The sequence below is a fragment of the Streptomyces corallincola genome (assembly GCF_019104725.1).
GTDB classification, from domain to species: Bacteria; Actinomycetota; Actinomycetes; order Streptomycetales; family Streptomycetaceae; genus Streptomyces; species Streptomyces corallincola.
Map to the genome: position 1 here is coordinate 14,616 of NZ_JAHRXF010000004.1, position 16,049 is coordinate 30,664.

Below are 16,049 nucleotides of genomic sequence, written 5' to 3' on the forward strand. Positions count from 1 at the left end.
GGGGCGACCGCGGACAGCGGCCACCCCACACACCCTGGTCCATCCCGGACGGCCGATCCGTAGGCCGCAGGTCCCGTTCCTGACCGCCGCCCTACTCCGCGCGCAGTACACGCGGGGTGGAGAGGGGGCGTACGGAGGAGGGGGGAGGGACCGTACGCCCGGGCGATCAGTCGGTGCGCGGGCGGACGAGGCCGGACTCGTAGGCGATGACGACCAGCTGGGCGCGGTCGCGGGCGCCGAGCTTGGCCATCGCCCGGTTGACGTGCGTCTTCACGGTGAGCGGGCTGACTTCGAGGCGTTCGGCGATCTCGTCGTTGGAGTGTCCCCCGGCCACCTGGACCAGCACCTCGCGCTCCCGGCCGGTGAGGGTGCCGAGGCGTCCGGCGCGCTCGGGGTCGGGTCCGTCGCCGTCGTCGCCGCGCGCCAGGAAGCGGGCGATGAGGCCCTTGGTGGCGACCGGGGAGAGCAGGGCGTCTCCGGCGGCGGCGACCCGGATGGCGTTGAGCAGTTCCTCGGGTTCGCTGCCCTTGCCGAGGAAGCCGGAGGCGCCCGCGCGCAGCGAGGAGATCACGTAGTCGTCCACCTCGAAGGTGGTCAGGATGACGACCCGTACGGCGGCGAGCGCCGGGTCGGTGCCGATCTGCCGGGTGGCGGCGAGGCCGTCGGTGCCGGGCATCCGGATGTCCATCAGGACGACGTCCGGGGCCTTCTCCTTCGCCAGCCGGACCGCCTCGGCGCCGTCGGACGCCTCTCCGACGACCTCCATGTCGGGCTCGGAGTCCACCAGTACCCGGAACGCGCTGCGCAGCAGCGCCTGGTCGTCGGCGAGCAGGACACGGATGGTCACGCGGTCTCCCCCGGTGCGGTGGTCGTACGCCCCTTGACCGGCAGGATCGCATGGACCCGGAAGCCGCCGCCGTAGCGGGGTCCGGTGGTCAGGGTGCCGCCGAGGGCGCCGACCCGCTCGCGCATCCCGAGCAGTCCGTGCCCGCCGCCGGTGCCGGGTGCCGCGTCCGCGCCCGCTCCGTCGTCCAGTACGGACACCTCGATGTGCGGGCCGACCCGGACCACGCTGACCTCGGCGCGGGCGTCGGTGCCCGCGTGCTTGCGGACGTTGGTGAGGGCCTCCTGCACGATCCGGTACGCGGCCAGGTCCACGGCGGCGGGCAGGTCGGTGCCGTGGTCGGCGCGGGCCACCTCCACGGGGAGCCCGGCATTGCGGAACGTACCGGCCAGGTCCTCCAGGCGGTCCAGGCCGGGGGCCGGTTCGGTGGGCGCCTCCGGGTCGTCGGACTGCCGCAACAGGCCGACGGTGGCGCGGAGTTCCTCCAGCGCGGACCGCCCCGCCGCACGTACGTGGGCGAGCGCTTCCTTCGCCTGGTCGGGCCGCTTGTCCATCACGTGTGCCGCGACCCCGGCCTGTACGTTGACCAGCGCGATGTGGTGGGCGACCACGTCGTGCAGGTCCCGCGCGATCCGCAGCCGCTCCTCCGCGACCCTGCGCCGCGCCTCCTCCTCCCGCGTCCGCTCCGCGCGTTCCGCCCGCTCCCGGATGGCGCCGACCACCGCCCGGCGGCTGCGCACCGCGTCCCCCGCGGTCGCCCCGATACCGGTCCAGGCGACCAGGGCCAGGTTCTCCTGCGCGTACCAGGGCAACGGCCCCGCCAGCATCGCGGTCGCGGTCAGCACGGCCATCGTCAGCAGGCCGACCCGCCAGGTGGTCGTACGGTCCGTGGTCGCGGCGACGGTGTACAGCGCGACGACGGCCGACATCGCCACGGGCGCGCGGGGATCTCCGGTCACCGACTCCACGACGGCCAGCGTCCCGGTGAACGCCAGCACCGTCTTCGGCGCCCGCCGCCGGAACACCAGCGCCGCCGCCCCCAGCACCATCAGCACCAGCGCGAGCGGGTCGGGCACCCGCACCCCCCACGCCACCCCGTTCGCCCCTCTGGGCACCACGAACGAACCGGCGACCATGCAGACGAGCACCCCCGCCGCGATCGCCGCGTCCAACGCCAGCGGGCGCACGGTGAGTCGCTGCCTGATCCGGTCGAGGGGGGTCACGCTGTGCAGCGTACGGCGCGAGGGCTCCCCGGGAACGCGCGACCGGTCACGGTCGGCCCGCACCTGAACGCACGCGAGGTGGGGCCGCGCGACCGGCCGGAGCGGGCCCCCGCGGTTCAGCCGGGGATCAGGCCGTCGTCGCCGAGCATGTCCCGGACGTCGTCCAGGGACGCGTCCGGGGCCGGAAGGATCAGCTCGGAGGGTTCGAGGGAGTCGTCGGGGAGGGGGACGCCGAAGGAGCGGACCGCGTCGAGGAGGGCGCCGAGGGTCCGGCGGAAGCCCTCCTCGTCCCCGCTCTCCACCTCGGCGAGCAACTCGTCGTCCAGCGCGTTCAGCTCGGGAAAGCGGGAGTCGTCCAGTTTCACCTGGCCTTCCCCCATGATCCGTACGATCACTTCGCCTCGCCCTCCTCGGCTACTGCTTGTCGAACCGGGGAGCGTCCTGCGCCTTCCCCTCGCCACCCTCGATGGCCTGCTGCGGGGACCCTCCGGCCAGCTCGGCCTTCATGCGCTGGAGCTCCAGCTCCACATCCGTACCACCGCTGAGCCGGTCCAGCTCGGCCTGGATGTCGTCCTTGGCCATGCCGGAGGGGTCGTCGAGGGCGCCGGAGGCGAGGAGTTCGTCGATGGCACCGGCCCGCGCCTGGAGCTGGGCGGTCTTGTCCTCGGCGCGCTGGATGGCGAGGCCCACGTCGCCCATCTCCTCGGAGATGCCGGAGAACGCCTCCCCGATCCGGGTCTGCGCCTGGGCGGCGGTGTAGGTGGCCTTGATGGTCTCCTTCTTGGTGCGGAAGGCGTCCACCTTGGCCTGGAGCCGCTGCGCCGCGAGGGTGAGCTTCTCCTCCTCGCCCTGGAGGGTGGAGTGCTGCGTCTCCAGGTCCGTCACCTGCTGCTGGAGCGCGGCACGGCGGGACAGCGCCTCGCGGGCGAGGTCCTCGCGGCCGAGGGCGAGCGCCTTGCGGCCCTGCTCCTCCAGCTTGCCGGACTGGGACTGGAGCTGGTTGAGCTGAAGCTCCAGACGCTTGCGGGAGGTGGCGACGTCGGCCACGCCCCGGCGGACCTTCTGCAGCAGTTCGAGCTGCTTCTGATACGAGTAATCGAGGGTCTCGCGCGGGTCCTCGGCCCGGTCAAGGGCCTTGTTCGCCTTCGCGCGGAAGAGCATCCCCATACGCTTCATGACACCGCTCATGGGCTTCGCGCGCCCCCTTCTGACCGTCCTACCGGCTCACAGCTCCTGCGACAGAACCCACAGTACGGGCCCTGACTCCATTACCGCACTGTTCGGGGACCGATGCGCTCATCCCCGAGGACGACTGTGCGACCTCGCCCCTCCCGCGTGAGGAGGAGGCGGGCCCCGGCGGGTACCGCCCGGACCCGGTGGAGGCGTCCGCGTCGTCCCCTCTGTCCCTTGTAGACGCGCGGCGTTGCCGGATCGTTCCCCGCCGCGCCGGGGTCCACGCGGGGAAAGCCCGTACCCTTGGTGTTTGTGTTCCGAAGCCGTGCCAAGGATGAGAAGGCCCCCGCCGACAAGGCCCAGGTGACCGACTCCAAGCAGACCCGCGACCCGCAGGCCCCGAAGGGCAGGCCCACGCCCAAGCGCAGTGAGGCCCAGTCCCAGCGGCGGAGCGTCGCCCAGACCCCGACGAACCGCAAGGACGCCGCCAAGCGCCAGCGGGAGGAGCGCCGTCAGGCGCTGGACCGGCAGCGCCAGGCGCTGGCGTCCGGCGACGAGCGGTACCTCCCGGCCCGCGACAAGGGCCCGGTCCGCAGGTTCGCGCGCAACTGGGTGGACTCCCGGTTCAACGTGGCGGAGTTCTTCCTGCCACTGGCCGTGATCATCCTGGTGCTGAGCGTGGTGAAGATCGCGCCGATCCAGAACATCGCGCTGCTGCTGTGGCTGATCGTGATCGTCCTGATCGTGCTGGACGGCGTGGTCAGCGGCATCCGGCTGCGCAAGCGCCTCACCGAGCGCTTCCCCGACCAGAACCGGCGCGGCGCGGTCGCGTACGCCCTGATGCGCTCCCTCCAGATGCGGCGGCTCCGGCTGCCGAAGCCGCAGGTCAAGCGCGGGGAGAAGTTCTGAGCGCGGACGCGTTCACGGGGGGTGCCGTGTCGGCCTGGCTGGACCGCGTGGGCGGTCTGCGGGATGTCGTACGGCAGGAACTGGTGGCCCGGCAGCTGGACGAACAGCTCGCCGGGCGCTTCCCCGTGGGGCAGCGGCTGCGGGTGCTGGACGTGGGGATGGGCCAGGGCACGCAGGCGCTGCGGCTGGCCCGGCTCGGGCACCGGGTGACCGGGGTCGAGCAGGACGCGACCATGATCGGGGCGGCGCGTACGGCGCTGGCCGCCGAGCCGGAGGGCATCCGCGAGCGGGTGCGGCTGGTGCAGGGTGACGGCCGGGACACCGGGGTGCACTTCCTGCCGGGCAGCTTCGACGTGGTGCTCTGCCACGGCGTACTGATGTACGTCGAGGAGCCCGATCCGATGGTGGCCGGGCTGGCCCGGATGCTCGCCCCCGGCGGTCTGCTGTCGCTGCTGGTGCGCAACGGCGACGCGCTCGCCCTGCGCCCCGGCCTCTCCGGCGACTGGGCGGGCGCGCTGGCCGCCTTCGACTCCACCTCCTACCGCAACCGGCTCGGCCTCGACGCCCGCGCCGACCGGCTGTCCGCGCTGACCGCGACCCTCGCGGGCATCGCCGCGCCGCTGCACGCCTGGTACGGCGTACGGGTGCTCAGCGACACGGCGCCGGACGACGCGGAGATCCCCGCCGACCTGGAGACGCTGCTGGCCGCCGAGGAGCGGGCCGGGCGCACCGATCCGTACCGGGGTGTGGCGGCGCTGCTGCACCTGTGCGGGGTGCGGGGCTGACGGACGGGCCCCGACGACGGCTCCCCGCTGCGGGAGCCCGCGCGGCCCGTTCGGGCGTATCCGGCGGGCCGGGGGCCGGGGCGCGGCCGAGACTCGGGGCATGGACGCTTCCCGTACCCCCTTCGGCGTGCGGTGGCGTGCCGCGGCCCCCGTGTTCGTGAGTGCCGTACTGCTGGCCGGGCTGACCGGGGCGTGCACCGCGCCGCTGCCGAAGGCGGACGCGGCGGTGGCGGACGCGGCGGAGGATCTCCAGGCGCGCTATCTGCGGGTCGTCGAGGAGGTCCTGCCGTCGGTCGTGCAGATCCAGGCGAGCCGGGACCTGGGCTCCGGGGTGGTGTTCGACGGGCAGGGGCACATCGTCACCAACGCGCACGTGGTCGGGGACGAGAAGACGTTCCAGGTGACCACGGCCCACAGCGAGCAGCCGCTGACCGCGCGGCTGGTGTACTCCTACCCCGAGCAGGATCTCGCGGTGATCAAGCTGGACCGGGTTCCGGCGGGGCTGCGCGCGGCGCGGTTCGGGGACTCGGCGAAGGTGCGGGTCGGGCAGATCGTGCTGGCGATGGGGTCGCCGCTCGGGCTGTCGTCCAGCGTGACCCAGGGGATCGTCTCCGCGACCGGGCGGACGGTCAGCGAGAGCGGTGACGACGGGGGTACCGGCGCGACCATCGCGGACATGGTGCAGACCTCCGCCGCGATCAACCCCGGCAACAGCGGGGGCGCGCTGGTGGACCTGGACGGGCGGGTCATCGGCATCCCGACGCTCGCCGCGACCGATCCGCAGCTGGGCGGCAGTGCGGCGCCGGGTATCGGGTTCGCCATCCCCGGCTCGTTGGTGAAGACCGTCGCCGATCAGATCGTCCGTACCGGGCGGGTCGTGGACTCCGGGCGCGCGGCTCTCGGGGTCACGGTCCGCACGCTCGTGGACGCGGAGTACCGGCCGGTGGGGGTGGCCGTCGTCACGGTCCGGCCCGGTGGACCGGCCGCCGTCGCGGGGCTCCGGGCCGGGGACGTCGTCGTCCGCCTCGGGGACACACCCGTCACCAGTACGACCGCGCTCGCGGAGGCGCTCGCGGCGGCGAAGCCGGGGCAGCGGGTCGCGGTGACCTTCCGGCGGGGCGGGGCGGAGAAGACGGCACAGGTGACCCTGGGCGAGCAGTGACGCCCCGCCGGGGCCGACGGGGTCTCCCCCGTACGGGCCACGACGGCCGGTCGCGGCTGCGCCGATCCCGCCCCCCGCGGCTCACGCGCGTGGGCCGCGGGGGGATCGGGGGGGTTACGACGCGTCGGCGTGCAGGCTCATGGGGCCGTAGATCTCGTCGGTCTCCTCGTAGAGGCGGACCTGGTCGGCGCCGCCCTCCTGGAGGGCCTTCCAGTGTTCGCCGATCCAGGATTCGGCGTCGCCCTGGGTGGTGAACTCCTCGGGCTCGACCGCGGGCCGGACCTCTGTCCCGTCGGCCTTCTCGAACCGCCACGTCCATGCCGTCGTCATCCGGACCTCCTTTGATCCAACTCGTGCTGGCAGGGTATGCGCTCGGGGCCCTCCGGGGGGCGCGAAGGGGCGGCGGGCCGGTGGACAGGCGAAAATCGGTCCGTGGAAGTGACTCTGCTCGGCACCGGTGCCCCCGCGGGACTGCCCCGCCCCGACTGTCCCTGCGCGGTCTGCGCGACGGCACACGGCCCGGACGCGCGGGCGGCGACCGCGCTGCTGGTGGACGGCACGCTGCTGCTGGACCTGACACCGGGCGCGGCGTTCGCGGCGGCCCGGTCGGGGCGTTCGCTCGGCGGGGTCCGGCACGTGCTGCTGTCCCACCCGCACGACGGCCCGGCCGTGGAGGTCCCGGCCGGGCTGCCGCAGCCCGCCCGTGTACCGGACGGCCGTGAGCTGGCGCTGCTGACGGGGCACCGGGTGCGCGCGCTGGCGATGGACGCGGGCGGCACCGGTTACGCGGTGACCGGCCCGGACGGCAGCCGCCTGCTGTACCTCCCGCCGGGCGGCTCCCCGGCGGGCCTGGCGGAGACGGCGGCCGAGCCGTATCACCTCGTCCTCGCCGACGTCACCGGCCGCCCCGACGCGCTGGCCCGGCTGCGCGCCGTCGGCGCGGCGGGCCCGACCACGGACGTGGTCGCCGTCCACCTCGACCACGACGTGCCCCAGGGCCCGGAGGTGCGCCGCCGCCTCGCGGCGGCGGGCGCCCGCGCCGTCCCGGACGGTACGACGCTGACGGTCGGTGCCTACGAGGACGTACCGGACGTGCCGCGCCGCACCCTGGTGCTGGGCGGTGCCCGCTCCGGCAAGTCCGCCGAGGCGGAGCGGCGCCTCGCGGCCTTCCCCGAGGTGCTGTACGTGGCCACGGGCGGTACCCGCGGCGGGGACACCGAGTGGGCGCACCGGGTGAGCGCCCACCGCGAACGCCGCCCCGCCTCCTGGCGTACGACCGAGACCACCGACCTCGTGCCCCTGCTCACCGGGACCGGTCCGCCCCTGCTCATCGACTGCCTCTCCCTCTGGCTGACCGACGCGATGGACGCGGTCGGCGCCTGGGACGACGCGGAATGGGCGGGCGGCGGTGAGAAGAAGCTCCGTGAGCGCGTCCGTGAACTGACGGACGCCGTCCGCACCACCCGCCGCACCCTCGTCGCCGTCTCCAACGAGGTCGGCTCCGGCATCGTCCCCGCCACCCCGTCGGGCCGTCGCTACCGCGACGAACTGGGGCGCCTGAACGCGGAGTTCGCGGGCGAGTGCGAGGAGGTCGTCTGGGTGGTCGCGGGGGTGGCGGTGGTGGTCCGGGGCGGCTGAGGCCGACGGTCACGGGCGGGCGGGAGGTCAGGCCCTGCGGGCGACCACCCGGTACCCGTTGGAGAGGGCCGAGTGCCGGGCCAGCGGAGCCAGCGCCGCGTCCAGCAGCCGGGCCGGCCCCCGCAGGCCCCGCATCCCGGCGGGACCGGACAGCACGGCGCCCGTCAGGTCGTACGGGACGTGCGCGCGGGCCCGGTCGATGACCCGTACCGTCCCGCCGAGTCCCTCCAGTTCGGCGCAGAGGTTGTCGAGGGGGATGAGGTGGAGGTGCCGGGGCTGCCCCCATCCCGGCCAGTGGGCGCCGAGCAGCGCGCCGAACGCCGAGCGCGGATCGGGGAGTTCGACGACGAGGTGGCCGCCGGGCCGCAGCACCGCGAGCGCGGCGCGGAGTTCCGTGCGCGGGTCGGGGGCGTGCTGGAGGTGGCGGAAGAGGGAGACGACGTCGTAGCGCCGCCGGAGCCGGGCGGCCGTGCCGGGGGTGCTGAGCCAGCCCCGGTGCGCCTCCTCCACCCGCCCTTCCAGCAGGGCCTGTTCGACGCGGGCGGTGGGGTCGAGCCCGTCGAAGCTGGTGTAGGGGAAGAACTCCCTGGCCGCCTCGGGGAATCCGCCGAGCCCGGTGCCGACGTCGAGCCAGCTCTCCGGCTCGCGCAGGGCCGACAGGGCGTACGCGGCGGCGCGTTGATGGCGTCGTACGGCGCGGGCGGTGCGGACCCGTGTGGCGAGGTCGTCGAGCTGCCGGGCGTAGACGTCCCGGTGGTAGAAGGCGAGGCCCTCCGCGCTGAGCCGGGGGTTCTGGAAGACGTGCCCGCAGCCGTCGCACCGGTCGAGCGTGAACGCGCCGGGCCGCTGGCGCAGCGGGTCACCGGTGCGCAGCCGGGTCCGCAGCCGGTCGCCGCCGCACCAGGGGCACGCCGTCCGGCGGGGTTCGAGGAAGGGGTCGGCGGGGTCGGCGGGCCGTGCGGGCGGGCCGATCCGGGGCCCGGCCGGGGCGGTGGCCCGCGGGGCGGGGGGCGAGGGCTGCATGGCGGCTCCCTGTGCGACGTCGCGGCGACATTGCGCTGCAAACCGGAACGTAAGGGATACCGAACGCGGGTGCAACGACGTGGTGACCGCGTGGTGCCGGTGTGGCGCGGAACCGTTCGCGCGCGGGCGGTACTGTTCCGCGAATGAGCAGCCTTGACTTGGACGACTTCACGGATCTGATCGAGCGCCCGGACGGTGGTGTGCGCCGTGACGCCGAGGCCCGGCGCGAGCGCCAGGTCGTGCCGCCCGGCGCGCTCGGCCGCCTGGACGAGCTGGGCGAGTGGCTGTCCGCCGCGCAGGGCTCCGTACCCGTACGGCCGGTCGAGCACCCCCGTGTACTGCTGTTCGCCGGTGACCACGGGGTCGCCGGACTGGGCGTCTCGGCCCGGCCCGCCGGGAGCGCGGCCGTTCTGGTGCGCGCGGTGCTGGAGGGCGTGAGCCCGGTGTCGGTGCTGGCCCGGAGCCTGGACGTGCCGGTACGGGTCGTGGACCTGGCCGTGGACTGCCCGCCGGAGGACCTTCCGGCGGACGTCGTACGGCACCGGGTGCGGCGCGGCAGCGGCCGGATCGACGTGGAGGACGCGCTGACCGCCGAGGAGGCGGAGGCCGCGTTCCGCGCGGGCGTGGCGGTCGCGGACGAGGAGGCCGACTCGGGTACGGACCTCGTGGTGCTCGGCGACCTCAGCGTGGGCGGCACCACGGCGGCGGCCGTGCTGGTGGCCGCGCTGTGCGGCACGGACGCCTCGGTGGTGACCGGGCGGGGCGGCGAGGCGATCGACGATCTGGCGTGGATGCGCAAGTGCGCCGCGATCCGGGACGCGCTGCGCCGGGCCCGCCCGGTCCTCGGTGACCAGTTGGGACTGCTCGCGGCGGTCGGCGGCGCGGACCTCGCGGCGATGACCGGGTTCCTGCTCCAGTCCGCCGTGCGCAAGCTGCCGGTGATCCTCGACGGTGTGGTGGCCGCCGCGTGCGCGCTGGTCGCGCAGCGGGTGGCGTTCCGGGCGCCGGACTGGTGGCTGGCCGGGCACGACAGCGGCGAGCCGGGCCAGGCGAAGGCGCTGGACCGGATGGCCCTGGAGCCGCTGCTCCAGCAGGGCGTGCGGATCGGTGAGGGGGTCGGCGCCCTGCTGGCCCTCCCCGTGGTCCGCAGCGCGGCGGCCCTCTCGGCGGACATCCCGGAGAAGCCGGCCCCCGCGGAGGAGCACACGGAGGAGCCCACCGAGAAGCCCGCCGAGGAACTTCCCGGGAAGCTCCCGGCCGACGCCGACGGGGCCGAACCCACCGCGGAGTCCGCCCCCTCGGACGAGCCCGGCACCGGCGGCCCCACCGCCTAGCGCGGTCGCGGCACCGGCCGCCGACCGGAGCCGCGCCCCGCTCGCCGACGCCCCGCCGCGCGGAGGTTCACCGGCGAGGGCAACCCCCATATGATCTCCCCTCATGGGAGATGCCCGATTTGCCGTGGACACGCAGAGCACACCGGAGCGGGGCGGGGGCGCGGCCTCCCGGCGGGCGTACGTCCTCGCGTTCTGGTACCTACGCGCCGTGGCGTTCGTCAACTTCCTGAGCGCGGTGTGGGTCTCGCTGGGCCAGGACGTGCGTCGGCACAACCAGGAGAACCTGTTCACGCCGTATCTGCTGACGGCCGGTTTCGCCTCCGGTGTCTTCACCGTGTTCCTGGCGATCACCATGCGCCGCCGCAAGCGGGCCGCGTGGATTCTCAACCTCGTGCTCAGCGGCGTGTTCCTGGCGCTGTTCGCGTTCGCCATGAGCTTCGCGGAGATCCGCAGCCACCCGCAGAACTGGATCTCCCTGGCGCTCACCGCGGGCTTCGTGGTGACCCTGCTGGCCGGGCGCCGGGAGTTCTACGCCAAGGGCGACCGGTCCAACCCCCGGCTCGCGGTGAGCGTCGCGGTGGGCGGCGGACTGGTCGCCTCGCTGCTCGCGGGGCTGCTGATCACGGTCACCAACCAGGCGCCGGACGCGGCCCGTTCGACGTTCTGGGAGCGCTGGCACTACGGCACCCTGCGGCTGATCACGGTCGCCGCCGACGAGGCACGCTTCCCCGGCATCGCCCCGCCGAACTGGGCCAACGTCGTGGTGAACGTGCTCAGTACGGTCCTCGTCCTCGCCGTGTTCTACGCCGCGTTCCGCTCCCGGCGCGCCGTGGACCCGCTCACCGAGGAGGACGAGAAGCTGCTGCGCGAGCTCCTGGCCCGGCACGGCGAGCGTGACTCGCTGGGCTACTTCGCGCTGCGCCGGGAGAAGAGCGTCGTGTGGTCCCCGACCCGGAAGGCGGCCGTCGCGTACCGCGTCGTCGGCGGGGTCAGCCTCGCCTCCGGCGATCCGCTCGGCGACCCCGAGGCGTGGCCCGGCGCCATCGCGCCCTGGCTGGCCGAGTCCCGCGCGCACGGCTGGATTCCCGCCGTGATGGGCGCGGGCGAGGAGGCGGGCACGGTGTACGCCCGGCACGGCCTGGACGCCCTGGAACTCGGGGACGAGGCGCTCGTGGACGTGGCGGAGTTCACCCTGGAGGGCCGGGCGATGCGGACCGTCCGGCAGGCGTACAACCGGGTGCGGCGGGCCGGGTACCAGGTGCGCATCCGGCGCCACGCGGACATCCCCGCCGAGGAGATGGCGGCTCTGGTGGAGCGCGCCGACGACTGGCGGGACGGCGCCACCGAGCGCGGGTTCAGCATGGCGCTGGGCCGTCTCGGGGACCCGGAGGACGGGCAGTGCGTGATGCTGGAGTGCACCGACGGGGAGGGGCGGCTGCGGGCGCTGCTGTCCTTCGTGCCGTGGGGTCCGCACGGCCTCTCGCTGGACCTGATGCGCCGTGACCGGGACAGCGACAACGGGCTGATGGAGTTCATGGTCATCGAGCTGCTGCAACGCGCCGGGGAGACCGGCACCACCCAGGTCTCCCTGAACTTCGCCATGTTCCGCTCGGTGTTCGAGCGAGGCGGGCGGCTCGGCGCCGGGCCGGTGCTGCGGCTGTGGCGGTCGCTGCTGAGCTTCTTCTCCCGCTGGTGGCAGATCGAGTCGCTGTACCGGGCGAACGCGAAGTACCGGCCCATCTGGGAGCCCCGGTTCCTGCTGTTCGAGAAGAGTGCCGACCTGCCCCGCATCGCCCTCGCCTCGGCCCGCGCGGAAGGCTTCCTGGAGGCGCCGGGCCTGCCCAAGTGGCTGCACCGCAGGCATCTGGAGACGCACCGCTGAGCCACCGCCCGGGGCATCCTGCCGCTCAGTGCCCGCCGGGCAGCCGGGCCGGGGCCGGGTCGGGCTTGCCGCCCAGCCAGTCCTGGAAGGCGCGGCGCGGGCCCGCCCAGCGGCGGTCGTGGTGGTAGGCGCGCAGCAGGGCGCGGGCCCGGGCCCTGGGGCGGCGGACGTAGAAGCGGCGGGCCCACGGGGAGCCGGGGCGGGCCAGCCGGACGGCGCCGACCAGCCCGATCAGCGGCACGATCACCCCGAAGATCGCCACCCGGGCCTTGCCCTTGGTGAGCGCGATCAGCGAGAAGCAGAAGTTGACGGCGACGTTGGCGATGACCGCGCCCCGGTCCTGGAGTTCGTCGGCGGAGAGGTCGTTGACGCCGAACGGGGAGAACCCGGCGAGCAGCAGTCCGACCAGCGCGGCGGTGAGCACGACCACCTCGACGCTCTTGCGGCCGTCCTCGGTCCAGTACACGTCGTTCAGGTGCAGGATCAGCGCGAACTCGTCGAGGACCAGTCCGGCGCCGATGCCGAAGACGACGGCGGCCAGCGCGCCGCCCGCGCCGTGCCGGTCGCTGGCGACCGCGCCGAACCCGCCGACGACGGTGAGGACGACGCCCGGCACCACGTGGTGGATGTGCACCCCGCCCGCCTTGACGTTCCCGAACGGCCCCTTCCCGGCGCGGATCAGCCGGGTGATGGCGCGGGTGACGAGGAAGGTGAGGACGAACGCCCCGAGGGCCAGCAGCAGCGGGAGTTTGCCCGGTTCCAGGATGTTCCGTTCCCACCAGTGCCCCATGCGCGCACTGTATCCCCGGCCGGGGCGCGACGGCCGGTAGCCGGGTCCGGCGGGCCGCCCGGTAGCCTGCGCCGATGCCCGAACCCGCCGCGGACTCCGCACCCTCCCCGCTCGACGGCCCCCGTTTCGCCTTCGGCACCCTGTCGGTGCTGCCCGTACGGGTGACCCGCTGGGACCGGGGAGCGGCGCGCGGCGGGATGCTGTCCGCCCCGCTGGTGGGGCTGGTGGTGGGCGTCCTGGCCGCGCTGCCCGGTGTGCTGCTGCTGGTGCTGGGCGCGGGCCCGTTCCCGGCCGCAGTCGCCTCTGTCGCCGTACCGGCCGTGCTCACGCGCGGGCTGCATCTGGACGGGCTCGCGGACACCGCCGACGGGCTGGGCAGCGGGAAACCGGCCGGGGACGCGCTGCGGATCATGAAGCAGTCGGACATCGGACCGTTCGGGGTACTGACGCTGGTACTGGTGCTGCTGGGTCAGGTCGCCGCGGTGACCCGGCTGTACGAGGGTTCGTGGGCGCGGGGCGCGCTCGGGGTGGTGGTGGCGGCGGTCGCGGCCCGGCTGGCGCTGACCCTGGCCGCGCGGACCGGGGTCCCGGCCGCCCGTCCGGAGGGGCTCGGCGCGGTGGTCGCCGGGGTGGTGCCGGTGCCCGGCGCGGTCGCGGTGGCGGCGGGGTGCGTCCTGGCCGCCGGTGCGGCGGGCACGGTCCTCGGGGTGCCCGGCGCGGTGCGGGCGGCGGGCGCGGTCGTCCTGGCCCCGGCCGCCGCCGAACTCCTGCTCCGGCACTGCGTCCGCCGCTTCGGCGGAGTCACCGGCGACGTGTTCGGCGCGCTGGCGGAGACGGCGGGGACGGCGGCGCTGGTGGTGCTCTGCCTGGGCGGCGGCTGAGGAGCCGTACGGCACACCGGGTACGAAGGTGCCGCGCGCACCCCGGTCCGGGATGCGCGCGGCGGTCAACTCGCCTGTGGCTTACGGGAGTTTGAGGGTGAGCCCCGACTGGAGCAGCCCCGGCTCCGCCCACGCCGAGCGCTTGCCCGCGTAGGCCGTGCCGAAGGTGGTGGTGCCGAGCAGTTGCTGCTGCTTGGTGCCCTCGGGCACGGTCACCGGGATCTGGGTCCCGGTGGGCGCGGTGACGGTGACCGTGCCGCCGATCCGGTAGGCGGTCACCTTGCCGGTGTCGAGCGCGGTCTGCCAGGCGGCCCGGTTCTGGAACTCGGCGCCGATGGCGCTCTGCCGCAGATTGACGATCGGGGTGTTGGCGGCGAACAGCGCCTGGTAGTCGGTGAGGACGCGGTCCAGCACCGGGTAGAGCAGCCGGTCCTCGGCCAGGTTGGACTGGTGGGCGTAGTGCGGGCGGGGGTCGTTGGACAGGACGTGCCCGAGGTCGGTGCGGGCCTCGGCGGGCACGATGGCGTCGGTGTACCCGGTGGCCGTGTCCAGTGGCCGGTCCAGGCAGGTGGAGGCGGGGTTGTTCTCGCAGATGCCGCTGCCGCCCTGGGACTTCGCGGTGTAGATCCAGTTGTACTCGTCGGCCATCTCGGCCCGGGTGCCCGTGTTGTAGTACACGTTCATCGGGTAGCGCGGCACGGTGAGGGCGCTGGTGCCGACGGTGCGCTGGGCGGATTCGCGGGAGTTGTCGGACGCGGCCCACTTGACCCCGTTGGAGGCGAGCGCCGGGCCGAGGTTGGGGTTGTCCTGGGGCTGCTGCGGGAGGGTCCTGAGGCCCGAGTGCTCACCGGTGACGAGTTCGGTGCGGTCGGTGCTCAGGCCGTTGCGGGCGGCCCAGTCGTTGTTCTGGGAGATCTCGGCGGAGACGTCCGCGCGGGTCACCCACTTGACGGAGCCGTCCGGGTTCTTCTGGCACACCCACGGCACCACGGAGGTGTCCTGGACGCAGCCCAGGAACATGTGGGTCCAGGTGTGGTTGATCCAGCGGTACTTGGCCTTGTCCTTCAGGAGCTGGTCGGCCAGCGGGTCCTTGCCGCCGTGCTCGGTCTTCCACTCCTCCCCCGCGCCCGCGTTGAACGCCAGGTCCAGGGTGAGGCCGTGGTCCTGCTGCCACTGGGCCGCGTACTGCGCGTCGGCCGGGGTCATCCGGATCGGGTTCTCGGCCTCGTTGTCGCCGCCCGCGCAGTCCACGTCGCCGGGGGTGCAGTCGCGGTCGGGGTCCCAGCGGGCGTCCGAGGCGAACAGGTCGTCCACGTGCACGGCGAAGTAGTTGCGGTCCTGGCCGAGGTGGACGCCCTGGGTCAGCCACTCGACCATGCCGCGCGCCAGCACCTGGAACTGCCGCTGGTTCTGGTTGTAGGCGAACGTGACGACCAGCTCGCGGCGCCCGTCGTGGGCGTACTCCCCGAGCAGGCTGCCGCTCCCCCGGCCGCCGGGCACGGGGGTGTCCACATAGCTGGTGTAGCCGGTGCGGGGCTGCGCGACGAAGCCGTAACTCTCCTGCACCGTCGGCGAGTTGTCGTCGAAGGTGAAGCCGCCCGCCAGATAGCCGAACGGCCCGGACCGTCCGGCGGCGGTCACGGTCGCCTCCCGCCCGTCGAGCGAGCCCGCGTAGCCGTTGCTGTCGGTGTAGTCGAGCCCGACCTCCGGGTGCGCCCAGGTGTAGGCGTCCACCTGCGGAATGGCGTACGTCCGCTCGTACGCCTCCAGCGCCGTCTGCTCCGCCGAACCCGCCCCGAACGGCGCCTCGTTGGGCAGCACCACGCCCTGGAACTTGGCGCGCGGCCGACCCCCGACGGTGTCGCTGAGGAACGCGGCGTTGACGGTGGGCCGGACGGAGTCGGTCAGGTCCACGGTGGTGTAGGGGACCCCCTCCCCCTTGAGCCGCGCGGCGATCGCCCCCACCGACGGACCGCCGTCGTCCACCACCAGCACGCGCAGGTCGATGCGCGGATCGGTGGCGGCCGACGCGGGCGGGGCGGCCAGCCCCAGCGCGACCAGTCCCGCTGCCGCCGCCGTGACGGCGGGCGCTCTCAGGCGCCTGACGCGGTGTGCCATGTCGGAATCCTTTCCCCCCAGCCGACCTCTGTGACGAACGCACGGAGAATCGGTGGACATCATGCGAATCGGCGGACGGACCGCCCACCGGAACCCGAAGTGTGTCCCAGCCCGCCGGGCCGGTGCGGCCGGAAAAGATCGGGAGGCCACGGTCGGGTGAACACCCGCAAGCACGAGCGAACGGGGGGACGCGCGTAGTCTCGTTCCGGGTGTTCGCCGACACGGTGAAGGCCCCGGTGGCCAACCGCTTCCCGCTCTGGACCTAGGGTCGGCCTCCGGGCCCCGGT

Annotated in this window: 15 protein-coding genes; 7 read left to right on the forward strand and 8 right to left on the reverse strand. The window is 74.3% G+C overall.

What is annotated here, in order from left to right; genetic code table 11:
* Positions 1–166: 166 nt before the first annotated feature.
* The 4 genes from KUM39_RS04380 to KUM39_RS04395 form a co-directional block, all read right to left on the reverse strand.
* Positions 167–847, reverse strand: coding sequence for a response regulator (locus KUM39_RS04380; protein WP_217784031.1), 681 nt, complete (start codon positions 845–847; stop codon positions 167–169).
* On the reverse strand, positions 844–2,067 hold the full coding sequence (locus tag KUM39_RS04385) for a sensor histidine kinase (RefSeq protein WP_217784032.1): 1,224 nt from the start codon (positions 2,065–2,067) through the stop codon (positions 844–846). The genes KUM39_RS04380 and KUM39_RS04385 overlap by 4 nt, the downstream gene beginning before the upstream one ends.
* A gap of 116 nt (positions 2,068–2,183) precedes the next feature.
* A complete protein-coding gene (gene pspAA / locus KUM39_RS04390; RefSeq protein ID WP_217784033.1) occupies positions 2,184–2,462 on the reverse strand; it encodes a PspA-associated protein PspAA in 279 nt (92 codons plus the stop codon).
* Positions 2,463–2,481: 19 nt separating this feature from the next.
* On the reverse strand, positions 2,482–3,255 hold the full coding sequence (locus tag KUM39_RS04395) for a PspA/IM30 family protein (protein ID WP_217784034.1): 774 nt from the start codon (positions 3,253–3,255) through the stop codon (positions 2,482–2,484).
* Between the two features lie 297 nt (positions 3,256–3,552).
* On the opposite strand from KUM39_RS04395, the gene KUM39_RS04400 reads away from it, so the two are divergent.
* The 3 genes from KUM39_RS04400 (at position 3,553) to KUM39_RS04410 (ending at position 6,096) form a co-directional block, all read left to right on the forward strand.
* Positions 3,553–4,149, forward strand: a complete 597-nt coding sequence (locus KUM39_RS04400; RefSeq protein WP_217784035.1) for a DUF3043 domain-containing protein — start codon at positions 3,553–3,555, stop codon at positions 4,147–4,149.
* 83 nt (positions 4,150–4,232) lie between these two features.
* Positions 4,233–4,934, forward strand: a complete 702-nt coding sequence (locus KUM39_RS04405) for a class I SAM-dependent methyltransferase (RefSeq protein WP_217784224.1) — start codon at positions 4,233–4,235, stop codon at positions 4,932–4,934.
* Positions 4,935–5,034: 100 nt separating this feature from the next.
* Positions 5,035–6,096: a S1C family serine protease gene (locus tag KUM39_RS04410; protein ID WP_217784036.1), complete on the forward strand. Its 1,062-nt coding sequence runs from the start codon at positions 5,035–5,037 to the stop codon at positions 6,094–6,096.
* Positions 6,097–6,210: 114 nt separating this feature from the next.
* Here KUM39_RS04410 and KUM39_RS04415 read toward each other — a convergent pair whose 3' ends face one another.
* Positions 6,211–6,426 (reverse strand): hypothetical protein, encoded by a 216-nt coding sequence (locus tag KUM39_RS04415; protein WP_217784037.1) that lies wholly within the window; start codon positions 6,424–6,426, stop codon positions 6,211–6,213.
* A 102-nt stretch (positions 6,427–6,528) separates the two neighbouring features.
* Between KUM39_RS04415 and KUM39_RS04420 the strand changes: the two genes are divergently transcribed.
* Positions 6,529–7,734, forward strand: coding sequence for a bifunctional adenosylcobinamide kinase/adenosylcobinamide-phosphate guanylyltransferase (locus KUM39_RS04420; protein WP_217784038.1), 1,206 nt, complete (start codon positions 6,529–6,531; stop codon positions 7,732–7,734).
* Between the two features lie 27 nt (positions 7,735–7,761).
* On the opposite strand, the gene KUM39_RS04425 is transcribed toward KUM39_RS04420, so the two are convergent.
* The gene (locus KUM39_RS04425) at positions 7,762–8,757 is read right to left on the reverse strand and encodes a class I SAM-dependent methyltransferase (RefSeq protein ID WP_217784039.1); all 996 of its coding nucleotides are present in this window, start codon (positions 8,755–8,757) and stop codon (positions 7,762–7,764) included.
* Positions 8,758–8,900: 143 nt separating this feature from the next.
* On the opposite strand from KUM39_RS04425, the gene cobT reads away from it, so the two are divergent.
* On the forward strand, positions 8,901–10,091 hold the full coding sequence (gene cobT, locus KUM39_RS04430; protein ID WP_217784040.1) for a nicotinate-nucleotide--dimethylbenzimidazole phosphoribosyltransferase: 1,191 nt from the start codon (positions 8,901–8,903) through the stop codon (positions 10,089–10,091).
* A 103-nt stretch (positions 10,092–10,194) separates the two neighbouring features.
* Positions 10,195–11,973: a phosphatidylglycerol lysyltransferase domain-containing protein gene (locus KUM39_RS04435; RefSeq protein ID WP_217784041.1), complete on the forward strand. Its 1,779-nt coding sequence runs from the start codon at positions 10,195–10,197 to the stop codon at positions 11,971–11,973.
* Between the two features lie 25 nt (positions 11,974–11,998).
* On the opposite strand, the gene KUM39_RS04440 is transcribed toward KUM39_RS04435, so the two are convergent.
* Positions 11,999–12,763 (reverse strand): hypothetical protein, encoded by a 765-nt coding sequence (locus KUM39_RS04440; RefSeq protein ID WP_217784042.1) that lies wholly within the window; start codon positions 12,761–12,763, stop codon positions 11,999–12,001.
* A gap of 74 nt (positions 12,764–12,837) precedes the next feature.
* Between KUM39_RS04440 and KUM39_RS04445 the strand changes: the two genes are divergently transcribed.
* Positions 12,838–13,644 carry an adenosylcobinamide-GDP ribazoletransferase gene (locus KUM39_RS04445; protein WP_217784043.1) on the forward strand — a complete coding sequence of 269 codons (807 nt, stop codon included), beginning with the start codon at positions 12,838–12,840 and terminating at the stop codon, positions 13,642–13,644.
* A gap of 81 nt (positions 13,645–13,725) precedes the next feature.
* Here KUM39_RS04445 and KUM39_RS04450 read toward each other — a convergent pair whose 3' ends face one another.
* Positions 13,726–15,762, reverse strand: a complete 2,037-nt coding sequence (locus KUM39_RS04450; protein WP_217784044.1) for a hypothetical protein — start codon at positions 15,760–15,762, stop codon at positions 13,726–13,728.
* Between the last annotated feature and the right edge of the window lie 287 nt (positions 15,763–16,049).